14 protein-coding genes are annotated in these 12,379 nt (G+C 69.2%); 8 read left to right on the top strand and 6 right to left on the bottom strand.

Translation table 11 applies throughout. The annotated features are described in order from the left end of the window. Positions 1–445 precede the first annotated feature (445 nt). Entirely contained in the window at positions 446–733 is a 288-nt protein-coding gene (locus ACQEVZ_RS03285; RefSeq protein WP_433361077.1) for a hypothetical protein, read from the bottom strand. A gap of 467 nt (positions 734–1,200) precedes the next feature. Between ACQEVZ_RS03285 and ACQEVZ_RS03290 the strand changes: the two genes are divergently transcribed. The 4 genes from ACQEVZ_RS03290 to ACQEVZ_RS03305 are packed head-to-tail and all read left to right on the top strand — an operon-like array spanning position 1,201 to position 3,737. Further along, complete coding sequence (locus ACQEVZ_RS03290; RefSeq protein ID WP_433361080.1) at positions 1,201–1,902, top strand: helix-turn-helix domain-containing protein; 702 nt, start codon at positions 1,201–1,203, stop codon at positions 1,900–1,902. Next, on the top strand, positions 1,895–2,551 hold the full coding sequence (locus tag ACQEVZ_RS03295) for an arsenate reductase ArsC (protein ID WP_433361085.1): 657 nt from the start codon (positions 1,895–1,897) through the stop codon (positions 2,549–2,551). Before ACQEVZ_RS03290 ends, ACQEVZ_RS03295 begins: the two co-directional genes overlap by 8 nt. Positions 2,552–2,571: 20 nt before the next feature. Further along, positions 2,572–3,306, top strand: coding sequence for an MIP/aquaporin family protein (locus ACQEVZ_RS03300; protein ID WP_433361088.1), 735 nt, complete (start codon positions 2,572–2,574; stop codon positions 3,304–3,306). A 20-nt stretch (positions 3,307–3,326) separates the two neighbouring features. Beyond that, positions 3,327–3,737, top strand: coding sequence for an arsenate reductase ArsC (locus ACQEVZ_RS03305; RefSeq protein WP_433361091.1), 411 nt, complete (start codon positions 3,327–3,329; stop codon positions 3,735–3,737). Positions 3,738–3,797: 60 nt separating this feature from the next. On the opposite strand, the gene ACQEVZ_RS03310 is transcribed toward ACQEVZ_RS03305, so the two are convergent. Together ACQEVZ_RS03310 and ACQEVZ_RS03315 are read right to left on the bottom strand one after the other, a co-directional pair. After that, positions 3,798–4,145, bottom strand: coding sequence for a hypothetical protein (locus tag ACQEVZ_RS03310; RefSeq protein ID WP_433361094.1), 348 nt, complete (start codon positions 4,143–4,145; stop codon positions 3,798–3,800). Between the two features lie 180 nt (positions 4,146–4,325). Next, positions 4,326–5,609 carry a threonine/serine ThrE exporter family protein gene (locus ACQEVZ_RS03315; protein ID WP_433361097.1) on the bottom strand — a complete coding sequence of 428 codons (1,284 nt, stop codon included), beginning with the start codon at positions 5,607–5,609 and terminating at the stop codon, positions 4,326–4,328. Between the two features lie 212 nt (positions 5,610–5,821). Between ACQEVZ_RS03315 and ACQEVZ_RS03320 the strand changes: the two genes are divergently transcribed. Together ACQEVZ_RS03320 and ACQEVZ_RS03325 are read left to right on the top strand one after the other, a co-directional pair. Next, entirely contained in the window at positions 5,822–7,060 is a 1,239-nt protein-coding gene (locus ACQEVZ_RS03320; protein ID WP_433361100.1) for an amidohydrolase family protein, read from the top strand. Positions 7,061–7,536: 476 nt separating this feature from the next. Then, the gene (locus ACQEVZ_RS03325; protein WP_433361105.1) at positions 7,537–7,851 is read left to right on the top strand and encodes a hypothetical protein; all 315 of its coding nucleotides are present in this window, start codon (positions 7,537–7,539) and stop codon (positions 7,849–7,851) included. 27 nt (positions 7,852–7,878) lie between these two features. Here the strand turns inward: ACQEVZ_RS03325 and ACQEVZ_RS03330 are convergent, their stop codons facing one another. The 3 genes from ACQEVZ_RS03330 to ACQEVZ_RS03340 all read right to left on the bottom strand — a co-directional run bounded on the left by ACQEVZ_RS03330 (position 7,879) and on the right by ACQEVZ_RS03340 (position 10,392). Then, on the bottom strand, positions 7,879–8,304 hold the full coding sequence (locus ACQEVZ_RS03330; RefSeq protein ID WP_433361108.1) for a DUF6114 domain-containing protein: 426 nt from the start codon (positions 8,302–8,304) through the stop codon (positions 7,879–7,881). A gap of 1 nt (position 8,305) precedes the next feature. Next, positions 8,306–8,860 carry a DUF6230 family protein gene (locus ACQEVZ_RS03335; protein WP_433361111.1) on the bottom strand — a complete coding sequence of 185 codons (555 nt, stop codon included), beginning with the start codon at positions 8,858–8,860 and terminating at the stop codon, positions 8,306–8,308. Between the two features lie 281 nt (positions 8,861–9,141). Further along, the gene (locus ACQEVZ_RS03340; protein ID WP_433376599.1) at positions 9,142–10,392 is read right to left on the bottom strand and encodes an IS4 family transposase; all 1,251 of its coding nucleotides are present in this window, start codon (positions 10,390–10,392) and stop codon (positions 9,142–9,144) included. Positions 10,393–10,686: 294 nt separating this feature from the next. Here ACQEVZ_RS03340 and ACQEVZ_RS03345 point away from each other — a divergent pair, with 294 nt between their 5' ends. Then, positions 10,687–11,607: a hypothetical protein gene (locus ACQEVZ_RS03345; protein ID WP_344505512.1), complete on the top strand. Its 921-nt coding sequence runs from the start codon at positions 10,687–10,689 to the stop codon at positions 11,605–11,607. A 34-nt stretch (positions 11,608–11,641) separates the two neighbouring features. Next, positions 11,642–12,319, top strand: a complete 678-nt coding sequence (locus ACQEVZ_RS03350) for a Tat pathway signal sequence domain protein (RefSeq protein WP_344505513.1) — start codon at positions 11,642–11,644, stop codon at positions 12,317–12,319. Positions 12,320–12,379: the final 60 nt, after the last annotated feature.

A 12,379-nucleotide genomic window follows, 5' to 3' on the forward strand; every position in this document is an offset into this window, starting at 1 on the left:
CGGCGTGAACGTTCAGGCGGCGTCGCAGGGGCTGGCGGTAACGATCTGATCGCGGCCGATGCGGCGGGTGAGCTGGTTGCGGAATACCCCTACTTGCCGCGCCGGTCAGCAGTAGTAATGCAGCTACATGTAGCGGTGTTACCTCCGTGAGATGGTGACCATGCGGGTGCTCGGATTGGAGATCCCGAATGCGGGGCCGGCGTTCGTCGGGATCCTGGTGCTGCACGTCGTAGCGGGGCTGACGGCGGTGGGTTCGGCCACGGCCGGCCGGCGCGGCATGAGGTCGGGATGGGCGGCTCGTTCGCGGCGCTGCCGACCGGTTCTACGTCGACAACGGCCCGCAGCTCCCGCTGTGGGACCGGCTGCCACATGGCCTACTGGCTGCCGCCCGCCACCGTCGCAGTCGTGGTGATCCCGTGGGCGCTGCGCCGGTTCACGGCCGGGATCAGTTCGCAGCCGCGCGCAGCCGCACCAGCCGGCGACCGGCCAGCGCCGCCGCGACGAGCCGCGCCGCACTCGCCGCGCCAGCGGCCGAGGCCGCCCACCCGACGTGAGCGGAGTTCAGCAGCGCAGCCAGGAGCAGGACGTCGCCGGCGACACAGCCGCCGATCGCGACCTGCGCGGCGGTGTGACCCGGCAGCCGTAGGTGACGCCCGAAGCGGCCGCCGACGGCGACCGTGACGACCGCGGCCGGGACGACGAGGGCGAGGATAACGGGTAGGCGGGGCGGCATTCAGCGCCACCTGGACGCGATCCGGCCACAACGACCCCGTATCCGGCGCGACGAGGACCCAGAGCGCCCCGACGAACGGGCCGCCGACGAGCGGGCACACGCCCGTGCGGTGAGCCGACTCGGCGAGCAACTCCCGGGCGAACGCGCGGGCGAGCACGGCGGGCGGGCCGAACTCGGCCACGGCCGCTGCGGTCGCCTCCGGCGCGGCGCGGCGCCGCGCGCGATGCGCGCGTCGACCACGCAAGCCAGACCATCGGCCAGCTCTGCACGGATCGCCGCCCGTGCCCGCCGTCCAGCCGGCAGCCCATCCGTCGCCGCGTCGAGGTAGGCATCGATCCGGTCCGGCACGGGCGACCTCATACCGCTGATGCTATGACCGCGCCGCAGCCACTTCCACGGGCAGCGGCGCAGGTCGGCACCTGCTGTTCATTTGACCGAATCCCAATACCTCACTCATCATTGAGTCAATGAACACTGAGCTTTCTTCGGTGCAGCGGCGCGCCCGGATCCACGCCGCCCTCGGTGACCCGGCGCGCCTGGCCATCGTCGACACGCTCACCCTCGGCGACGCCTCGCCCGGCGAGATCGCCCGCGCCCTGGACCTGCCGACGAACCTCGTCGCCCACCACGTCAAGGTCCTGCAGGACGCCGGCCTGCTCGCTCGGACCCGCTCCGAAGGCGACCGCCGCCGCACCTACCTGCGCCTCGAACCCGACGCACTCGCCTCCCTCACGCCACCGCCCCTGCGCGACGTGCCGCGGGTCGTGTTCGTCTGCACACACAACTCGGCCCGCTCGCAGCTGGCCGCCGCCCTCTGGGCGGACCGGGCCGACATCCCGGCGGCGTCGGCGGGAACCCAGCCCGCGGACAGGGTCCACCCCCGCGCCGTCGCCGTCGCCCGCCGCCACGGCCTGATCATCGACGCGACCGGCACCGCCCACGTCGCCGACGTGGTCACCGACGCCGATCTGGTCGTCGCCGTCTGCGACAACGCCCACGAGGACCTCACCGCTGGCGTCCGGCCCCGGCTGCATTGGTCGGTCCCTGCACCCGCGGACACCGACGCCGCGTTCGAGGCCGCCTTCACCGACCTCGCTGCACGGATCGACCGCCTCGCCCCCGCCGTGCACTCCGCACCCACGCAACGCTCCGGAGCCCGCCATGACTGACGCGACCGCCTACTACCACCCGGACCTGTCCGTCGACCAGCAGCTCGCGCTGCGCACCGCCGCGACCCGCCTTGCCCGGGAGTTCGACGGCACCTACGGCGCCGAGACCATCGAACGGTTCCTGCACACCAGCTACGAGCAGTTCGCCACCCTGTCCAGCGTGCCGAACTTCCTGCCGCTGCTCGCCGAACGCTTCACCCGCCAGCGCCTGCACGCCCTCGCCCGCGTCGAAGGCCACCACCACGACGGCAAAACCGTCGTGCTGTTCCTGTGTACTCACAACGCCGGCCGCTCCCAGATGGCCCTCGGGTTCTTCACCCACCTCGCCGGCGACCGCGCGGTCGCCTGGTCCGGCGGTTCAGAGCCCGGGCGAGAGATCAACCCGGCTGCCGTGGCAGCGATGGCCGAGCGCGGGATCGACATCACCGGCGAGTACCCGAAGCCGTGGACCGACGAGATCGTCCGCGCCGCCACCGTCGTGGTCACCATGGGCTGCGGCGACGCCTGCCCCGTCTTCCCCGGCACCCGCTACGAGAACTGGGACGTCGACGACCCCGCCGGCCTCGACGTGACCGCCGTCCGCCCGATCCGCGACGAGCTCGAACGCCGCGTCCGCGCCCTGCTCGACCAGCTCGCCATCCCCGCCTGACCAGACAGGACCCTAAGCTCGTGAACCCCACCTTGTGGCGGCGGCTGCTCGCCGAGTTCCTCGGCACCGCACTGCTCGTCACCGCCGTCGTCGGCTCCGGCATCATGGCCACCCGGCTCAGCGACGACATCGGCCTGCAACTGCTGGAGAACTCCGTCGCCACCGCCTTCGCGCTCGGCGCGCTCATCCTGACCTTCGGCCCCGTCTCCGGCGCTCACTTCAACCCCGTTGTGTCCGCCGCGGACTGGTTCCTGGGCCGCCGCACCGGCACCGGGCTCTCCGGCCGGGACCTTGCCGGCTATGTCGTGGCCCAGGTCGCCGGGGCGATCGCCGGGGCGGTACTGGCGGACCTGATGTTCAGGCTGCCCGCAGTCGACTTCGCCGACAAGGACCGCAGCGGCGGCGACCTGTGGCTCGGTGAGATCGTCGCCACCGCCGGCCTGCTGCTGCTCATCTTCGCCCTCGCCCGGTCCGGCCGGACGGCTGCGGCACCCGCGGCGGTCGGCGCGTACATCGGCGCCGCCTACTGGTTCACGTCGTCCACGTCGTTCGCCAACCCGGCCGTGACGATCGGGCGCGCGTTCACCGACACCTTCGCCGGCATCGCCTTCGCATCCGTACCGGGGTTCATCGCCGCCCAACTCATCGGCCTCGTCGTGGGCGTCGGGCTGCTCCTCGCGCTCTACCCGTCCGTCGGCAGCGCTGCCGGTGACGTCGTCGTCGCCCACCCCGACGACCGGTCCGTCCGCTCCTGAACCCTCGGAGGAACCAGCAGATGAGCGACAAGCCCACCGTCCTGTTCGTGTGCGTCCACAACGCCGGCCGCTCCCAGATGGCCGCCGGCTGGCTGTGCCACCTCGCCGGCGACACCGTCGAAGTCCGCTCCGCCGGCAGCGAACCCGCCGACCAGGTCAACCCCGTCGCCGTCGAAGCCATGCGCGAGGTCGGCATCGACATCACCGCCAACACCCCACGCAAACTCGACTACGAAACCGCCGAATCCTCCGACGTCCTCATCACCATGGGCTGCGGCGACGTCTGCCCCGTCTTCCCCGGCAAGCGCTACCTCGACTGGAAACTCGACGACCCCGCCGGCCAAGGCATCGAAGCCGTCCGTCCCATCCGCGACGAAATCAAGGCCCGCGTCGAACAACTGCTCACCGAACTGCCCGTCAACACGCACTGACGACGCCAGCGGTACGACAATGGAGTCCGTCATCGGCGGTCGGCCGATGACGGACGCAGCTCACCTGCGCGCGGGCCCCGGCGTCTGAAGGAAGAACGCAGTCCCGGAGTCGCCGTCGATCGTGAGCTCGAACCACCGATCGTCAACCCACGCCAACTCGGCCGCCAGCATCGGCGGCTCCTTGCCCTGCTGCCGCGTCACCGACCGGACGAGACGCAGCTGGGCGAGCGCCCGGCGCCACCGCAGCAGCAGCTCCCGCGGCCATTCCGCGTATGTGCCGGGCACACCGTTCACGAGCTCGGACTCGCGCCGCTCGCTGTCAACGTCCAGGAACTCGTTCAGCGAGGTCTCGTGAGGTCGGACATCCGCCTCCTTCAGCCTTCGCCGCCACGGCAGGCGGCCCAGCAAGCCGAAGTGATGGTGGGTGCGGGTGTGCTCCTGGACCCGTTCGGCAAGAAGGCGACCCTCTCCAATAGCCGCAGCCGCTCCGAGTCGTACCCGAGCACGTCGAAGTTGATCTGCGCACCGTACGGGGTGACCTCAGCGTGTCGGTGGCAGCCGACGTACATGTAGGCGGCCTGTACGGCGTCAGGTTTCTTGCCTGCTCGCCTGCAAGCTCGCTGGGTCCGCGAAGAGTGGGGTGTAGAAGCGACTTGTGGGCAGGTGCAGGGCGCGGGATAGCAGGGTTGCCAGGTATTCGCCGAGGATGATGCCGCCGCCGAGTGCGAGCGCGGTGCCACCGGCGGTGAGGAGCGAGCCGAGCTGCCGGGGGGCGTCAAGCATGCCCTGGTAGAGCTGGACGCCGGGAAGCATCGCCAGGATGGCGCATGTTGCCAGTGCGGTTGCTGGGGCGCGGAGCCACTGTCCGTAGAAGACGCTGACCGCGCCGGCTACGAACGCTGCTGCTGCTGCTGACCAGACCGCCCCGTAGCCGGCGCGCGTGGCCGTCGTGTCCACGGCGTAGGCGGCTGAGGACAGCAATGCGGTTGGCAGAATCACCCGTGGTGGGTTTTGCGCGACGACGCTGAAAGCGATGGCGACAAACGCGGCCGCGACGAGCATGGCCCACAGTTGCAGCGCCTTCATTGAGATGTCGCTGCGGATCGCGAGGTCGACGTCGACGCGGTGGGCGAGGAGCAGGCCGGCCGCGACGCCGACAATGAGGCCGATGGTGTTGGTGATCGCCTCGAACATGCGTCCGACCCCGGTCAGGTACCAGCCGGTGATCGCATCTTGCACACCGCCCGTCGTCGTCATCCCGGCCAGCATCACGATGATTACAGCGATGACGACGATCGACGGGTCGCTGTCAGGCTCGATCGCGTGCAGAAGGAGAGCGCTGCACACGCCGAGGAATCCGGCGATCACCTGCCGGAAGAAGATTGGCCACTGGTGCCGACCGAGCAGGGCGAACAGGTAGTCGAGCAGGACGTTCGCCGCGAACGCGATCACCATAACGAGCCAATCCCCGCCAAAGATGCCGGCGGCGCTGGCGCCAGCGGCGCCGGCAGCCGCTCGGCTCAGCCACCAGGGGAATCGTCCGGGCGAGTCACCGGCGCGGGCGGATTCCCGGTGCGCGTCGTCAAGCGTGAGTTCACCGCTGGCGAACCGTTCCACGACCCGAAGCATGTCGGTCTGCCGGCCGTAGTTGAAGGTGCGCCCGGGGATGGTTTCGACGTGGACGTAGGGGGCGCCATCGGAAGGGTGATGGGTGATGAGCAAGGCGGTGTAGTTGACATCGACGCTGACCTGGTCGACTCCGGCGGCGCCCGCCACGTCCAGCATGGCCTGCGCGACTTCCGACGCCGCCGCACCGCTCGACAGCAGAACCGACCCGACGCGAGACGCAAGCTCCACCGCCGAGCGCACCACGTCCGGGCCATGCTCGGCGTGGCCGCTCTCAGTAGGATTAGGCACGGCTCCCCTTTTCGCTGAGGTCATCGTCGGAGGTGTGCCAGCAACTCGTGCGCCATTCCGGTCGCGCCCGTTGAACTGGACTCTAGGGCCTGGGACGCCCAGCAAGCCGTCAACAGCCAACTGTCGTGGCAGGGGGAGGACATGCAGTGGCCGATAACGCTACGGTCTTGATCACCGGCGTCCACATCTTCGACGGCACGCGCGGTGAGATACGCCAAGGTCATGTGCTCATCGCCGGTAGCAAGATCGCACAGATCTCATCGCGACCGGTCGCCGCGCCGACTGGCGCCAAGGTGATCGACGGTGGTGGCCGGGTACTCACACCCGGTCTGACCGACGCCCACTGGCACATGGTATTCGCCCCGAACACCATGGACACGATGGTCGGCACCGACACCGGACTGATGTATGCCGCGGCCGTCGCCGAGGCGAATCGAACACTGCTGCGCGGATTCACAGCAGTCCGGGACACGGGAGGGCCGACGTTCGGCCTCAAGGCTGCGATCGACAAGGGGGTGATCCCAGGCCCACGCGTATATCCCAGCGGCGCCCTCATCTCTCAAACCGGCGGTCACGGCGATTTCGGCCCGCCATACGGGCGCCCGGTGGAGATCGGCGGTACCCCGTCCCGGTACGAGGAGATCGGCGCGTTCACTGTGGCGAATGGGGTATCCGAGGTCATTGCTGCGGTTCGCGCACAACTCAAGGCGGGTGCGAGTCAGATCAAGCTCGCCCTCGGGGGTGGTGTCATTTCTGCTTCCGACCCGATAGACACGCTGCAGTTCACGCCTGATGAGATCCGTGCCGCCGTGCAGGTCGCCAGCGACTGGGGCACCTATGTCGCCGCGCACGTCTACACCGTGAAGGGCGTCCGCCGGGCAATCGACACCGGCGTCCTGTCCATCGAGCACGGCCATCTGCTGGACGAAGACACCGTCGCGCTCATGGCCGCCCGTCGCGTGTGGCTGAGTCTGCAGCCGTTCCAGCCCGGAGACAACCCGTTGACGCCAGAGCAGGAAACCAAGGCCGAGCCGACGAGCCACTGGGACAGGGTCGCCAGGTGGGCCGTGAACCACGGCACGAAGGTCGCATTCGGTACTGACCTACTCTTCCAACCCGACGCGACCACCATGCAGCTGGACATGCTGGCGAGGTTCGCCGAGGTGTTCGGCGCCAGAGAAACCCTGAGAATCGCGACGTCGAGCAACTGCGAGTTGTTCGCGCTCAGCGGCCGGCGGAACCCATACAACGAAGCGAAGCTAGGCGTCATCGAGGAAGGCGCCTGGGCGGATTTGCTGATCTTCGACGGTGACCCGACCGAACACATCGAGGTGGTCCAGAACCCGGAGGAGAACCTCTGTGTCGTCATCAAGAACGGACACATTCACAAGAACCTGCTTGCCTGACCTGCTCTGCGCATGCGGCCGAACCGGGCGGACAGCTGCCAGCTGACGAGCGGCGTCCGGCATGCGATGGATGGTCGGCTGCCGGATGGTTGGGGTTCGGCTACTGTGCCGCGGTGGATTCTCTGCGCCGGGTGAAGTTGGAGGCGTTGGTCGCTGAGGCGGTCGTGGACGCGTACAGCGAGGATGAGGGTTGGTCGGCAGATACGTCACGGACGCGACCGCCTGCGTCAGCGTGTGCACGGTGCCGGCCACCCGGGCGAGGACCCCGGCGCAGGGGTGATCTGGCTACCGTCGATGGGCCGGATCGCGGCCTGGCCGGTCACGGCAGCAGCTCCGCGCAGTCGGCGAGCAGCACAGCACCCGCAGGTGCCGGACGCCGCCCGTGCCTGGTCCCAGTCACGGTAGGGTTACCGGCACGGGTGCGTGGGGCATCGCCGGACGATCTCGGCGGGCCGGCCGCTGCGCCCGGTGTGACGGTGTGGTCGTTCGCCGTTGACCGGCTCGCCGGGGACAGCGGCTGGCCGGTTCGCCACGCGAGCTTGATCTTTGCTGTGCGGTTGGCGGAGGACGCGGGGATGTCGTTGCGCGACGCGGCCGTCGAGCTGGCGGGAATCGCCGCGTCAGGCGGGATCGCGGTCGATCTCGTTGTCGGTGGCCGGGCGGAGCCAGGTCGGCTGTTCGAAGTGCGCGGCCTGGGCTGGTTGGTGTCGTCGACGCAGCCGGGCCACGCGTTTGCGGCATCGTGCTGTCTCATGCCGCCGGTGGTGCAGTACCAACTGGACCACCGGTAGGTCGCAGCCGGCGATCGAACTGGCCGGCTACGGTTCGGCGCGTTCGGCCTCCAGCGGTGTGTCGTTCTCGTGCCGGGACTCGGCAGGTATGGCGTCCGGGTCGGGCTTTCTCGGCGGTACCGGCTGCCAGGAGAAGGCGAGAGAGCCGCCGAGCAGGCCGAGGAGCAGGCCGATCAGGAAGCCGCCGAGGTTGGACGTGACCCAGGAGGCGAGGGCCATGAGCAGGGCCAGGATCGAGTAGAAGGTGCGGTTCTCCGGGCTGAACCAGAGCAGGACCCCGCACAGCAGCATGATGATGGGCACGAGGTAGCCGGCCAGGCCCTGCATGCCGATGTGCACCACCACCGGCAGCGGGGCCTTGACCGTCAGGAAGATCTCGACGGCGGCGACGACGATGAACAGGCCGCCCCAGAAGGGGCGGCTGCGTCGCCAGCGGCGGAAGGAGCGGCGCAACTCAGCAGCCCTCGTCGCTGAAGCTCATGTGCAGGTTGGGCAGGATGAAGGTGGCGGCCGTGGTGGCGTAGTTGTTCTGCCGCAGGTGCTGGATGCGCACGGTCTCGGCCTGCTGGCCGAAGATGCCGATCCCGCCGGTGGCGCCGGGCACGCGGGTCAGCGTGCTGGCGTCCTGGCCGATGTCGATCGAGGTGAAGCTGGCGTCGCCGGAGATGAGGTCGGAGTCGACGATGAGCTTGGTGGCGGTCACGGGGTGCTGGGCGTCGCCGGCGGTCAGCTTCAGATTCGTGCCGCCCAGGTTGATGCTCTGGCACAGGTTGGTCAGCTTGGCGTTGTCGACCGCCGAGACGATGAGGATCAGCTGACCCCCGGTGTCGCCCTCGTTGGGGCTGCCGGGCTCCATCGTGTCGAGCACCGCGTACTGCTCGAAGCCCGTGCCCTGCAGCTCGTCCGCGGTCACCACGAACGGCAGCCCGGACACCGAGAAGGACGCGGCGATGACGCCTTGACCGGTGAGCACCACGAGCCCGGCGGTAACCGCCGTCGAAATGCCCATCGTCAATGCGAATCGGCGCCAGCGGGTCTTTCCCTGCGGCTGTTCTTCCTGATCTTCGGCCTGGGTCATGGCGCAATGCCGTTCAGATAAGGCCGTCGGGGCAGGCCAGTAGTGGTGTTGGTGGTCCGGGGTGGCGGGTGGTCCGGTCGGTTGGTCGTTTGACGCGGTAGGAGTTGTGCCGGGCGCGTTTGATGACGCGGGGGCAGGTCCGTTCGCGGCGTGGTGGGTTGGGTTGGGCCCGGATTTCGTCGAGCGCGTCGCCGAGGGCTGCGGAAAGGTGTTCAGGGGGTGATAGCCGCCTGGTCGGTGACCTGGCGGCGCACGACTCGGAGGCCTTTGACGAATGACATCCGGTCGGGGTCGTAGCCGGCGGGGTCGGCGGCCTCCAGCAGCAGCGCGCGGATGGCGTAGTGGGCCAGCAGGAGGCCCCAGAGTTGTTGTTCGACCAGGTCCGGGGTCTTCGACCGGAGGATTCCGCCGGGCCCTCGCAGGTCGGTTTTGATCTCGTCGAGGGCGGATTCCTCCTCCCAGCGCTGGTGATACGCCTCGGCCAGTTCGACGGCGGGGATGTCGTGGGGGTCGGTGACGGTGGTGATCACGACAATCAGGTCGCCGTCGGGATTGCGGTCCGGGACCGTGTACTCGACCACCCGGACGTGTCGTGCCAGTGCGGGTGGGATGTCCCGGCCGGCGGTGGCGTCTTCGGCGAGCCGGGCCCGGCGGGCCGCGGTCAGGCCGGGGGCGTAGATCAGCGCCTGGTAGGAGCCGTCCGGCAGCCAGCGCAGGTGCCCGACCGACACCGATGCCCCGATCCGCCAGACCAGGTCCGCGCCGGTCGCGGCGAACGCGGTGAACAGTTCGTAGGAGTACAGGCCGGCATCGGCCATCACCAGCATCCCGGGACCGACCGTCCGGGTCAGACCGGCGGCCAGGGTCCGTTCCCCGGTCCGGCAGCCGCCCAGCACCGCACCGACCACCGCGTGACTGCCGCACTCCGCGAGGGCGGCGACGTGCAGTTTCGGATACGCCGACGCTTTCGGCCCCGACCCCATCCGACCGAACCGTTCCACATTGTCCGGAGTGTCGGCGACATCGAAACTGGTCGCGTCGATCGCCATCAACCTGCGCCGGCCCAGCCAGGCGCCTTTCGTCCCCGGCCCCGCCAGAGGCACCGCCGCCCGCTCGAACAGCGCCTGCACCGGTTCCGGCCCGAGCCGCTGCCGCGCCTGGGTGATCGCCGATTTCACCGGGACCTGCCATCCGTCGTTCCAGGAACCGAGCCTGCGCAGATTCCCGACCAGCCGGCGCATCACCTCGTCATACGACTCGGCCGAGAACAACCCCATCGCGATGACATACCGGATCATCACGTGCGCCGGCAGCCGCCGGGACCGCTGCTCCCGCCGACCGGTCCGGTTGAGGACCTCTTCGAGGAGGTCACGACCGAACCGGGCCGACAGCACACCCAACTCGATATGGTCGGTCAGCCGACCCCGCGGTCCCGCCTCTGCCACCGATGACGTCACGGCCAGCCACCGTACCGGCCACCACCATCGACGTCAGCTCACCACGCTGACCTCAACACACGGCCTATCTGAACGGCATTGGGTCATGGCGGGACCTCCACGCACTCGACGGACGGCGGTCACCCGGAAGTTACTCGCGGGTATTGATCAGGTCAACCCTGGTCGCCCGTATTTCACGGGTTGAAAACTCCGGCGGTTTTCGATCTCTGTTGACAGATCATCGTCGAATGCATTCTTGACGTTAGATACTCGACGGGTTTACAACTCGTCACACCCCGCCGAAATCCAGCAGGAGGTTCCATGCGCTCCAAACGTGTGTCCGCCGCGACCGCGGTGATGGCCGCCGGCATCCTCGCGGTCTTCGGCACCCCCGCAAGTGCACAACCGGCGGCGGCCGCGAAGCCGACCGGCATCTACGCCGGGATGGGCAACTGCCCGCTGTCCAGCCCGGTCCTCGCCGACCCGGGCAACCAGCAGGTCGGCTGCGTCATCTCGGTGACCCGCGGCGGCAGCGTCACGATCGGCTCCACCACGGTCGCGCTCACCCAGCCGATCACGCTGCAGTTCGGCGTGTACTGGCCGGCGAGCGGTCCGACGGTCGAGTTCCCGGACGGCACCGTCGCCAACGTGTTCAGCACCGTGCCGTCCGCCGACGGCAAGACGCTGACGTCGTCGCCGTTGCAGGTCCCGATCCCGGGGCTGGCCAACTTCCTGCCCGGCGTCACCAGCGCGTTCGCCCAGGTCGAGCTGGCCGGTCCGATCACCGAGTTCATCCCGCTCGCCACCGGCGAGCCCGCCCCGGTGTTCCGCCTGCCGATCAAGCTCCACCTGTTCAACGCGCTCTTCGGGCTGCGCTGCTACATCGGCTCGAACAGCAGCCCGATCGTGCTCGGCCCGACCACCGGCACGACCAGCCCGCCGCCGCCCAACGTCCCGATCACCGGGGACGCCGGCGTCATCGACCTCGCCTCGGACCCGAACGGCTTCGGCGCCTTCGTCGTGTCGTTCTCCGGCGCGACGCTGGTGGACAACAGCGTCAGGGTGCCGGTGGCCAACGGCTGCGGCATCGGCGGCTCGCTGGACTGGGTCATCAACACCGTGTTCGGCCTGCCCGCCGCGGCCGGACGCAACACCGTCGTGTTCAGCCAGACGGACACGTCACTGGCCGTCGACTCGAGCCTCGGCGACCTCAAGCAGGCCATCGCCGCGTCCGCGCACTGAACGGCCGCGGTACCCGCACGAGAAAGGCTCCTCCATGCGCAAGCTCTGGACCCTGTCCGCCGCCGCGCTCACCGCGGTCCTGGCGGCCGGGCTGCTCCCCGCCGCGGCGCACGCCGCGACCGTCAACGTGCTGACCACTGTCAGCGTCGGCGGCCCCAACGTGGCCAACGGCGACGCGGTCTCCGCGCCGCTGAAGACCGGCACCACGGCCACGTTCTACAGCACGCCGGGCAGCTCCAGCTTCATCACGTGCACGGTGTCGAACTTCGGCGCCACCGTGACGAGCAACGTGCCCGCTCCCGGCACCGCCGGCGAGTCGCTGACCCTGCAGAACTTCTCGTCGTGCACACCGACGGGCATCCCGACCGTCACCGCGGTGCAGAGCATCGTGGTGAACAATCTGCCGTACGCCACCACCGTGACCTCGCCGCCGAGCAACCAGGTCAAGGTGACCGGCACCGCCACACTGCCGATCCAGACGACCATGAAGCTCACGTCGGGCCTCGGCACCATCACCTGCGTCTACCGCGCCGACCTCAACCAGGTGGTCGGCGTGGCGAACAACGTCGGCCAGTCCATCACGTTCACGAACCAGAAGTTCAACCGCTTCTCAGGCCCGTCCGCGTGCTTCCCGAACGGCTACTTCAGCGCCGCCTACGGCCCGGTGAAGGACACCACCGTCGCCGGCAGCCCGCTGGTATTCGTCAACTGAGGCCCGCCGCGGGGTGAGAAGGCGCGGCCCCGTCCTCCGTGGACGGGGCCGCGCCGAGCC

It is taken from the genome of Dactylosporangium sp. CA-152071 (genome assembly GCF_050936335.1).
GTDB lineage: Bacteria > Actinomycetota > Actinomycetes > Mycobacteriales > Micromonosporaceae > Dactylosporangium > Dactylosporangium maewongense.

What these genes read in the sequence shown, in the direction of transcription:
- ACQEVZ_RS03285 (WP_433361077.1), bottom strand. Translation starts at nt 733, where the DNA reads ATGCCGCCCCGCCTACCCGTTATCCTCGCCCTCGTCGTCCCGGCCGCG.
- ACQEVZ_RS03290 (WP_433361080.1), top strand. Translation starts at nt 1,201, where the DNA reads ATGAACACTGAGCTTTCTTCGGTGCAGCGGCGCGCCCGGATCCACGCC.
- ACQEVZ_RS03295 (WP_433361085.1), top strand. Translation starts at nt 1,895, where the DNA reads ATGACTGACGCGACCGCCTACTACCACCCGGACCTGTCCGTCGACCAG.
- ACQEVZ_RS03305 (WP_433361091.1), top strand. Translation starts at nt 3,327, where the DNA reads ATGAGCGACAAGCCCACCGTCCTGTTCGTGTGCGTCCACAACGCCGGC.
- ACQEVZ_RS03335 (WP_433361111.1), bottom strand. Translation starts at nt 8,860, where the DNA reads ATGGGCATTTCGACGGCGGTTACCGCCGGGCTCGTGGTGCTCACCGGT.
- ACQEVZ_RS03345 (WP_344505512.1), top strand. Translation starts at nt 10,687, where the DNA reads ATGCGCTCCAAACGTGTGTCCGCCGCGACCGCGGTGATGGCCGCCGGC.
- ACQEVZ_RS03350 (WP_344505513.1), top strand. Translation starts at nt 11,642, where the DNA reads ATGCGCAAGCTCTGGACCCTGTCCGCCGCCGCGCTCACCGCGGTCCTG.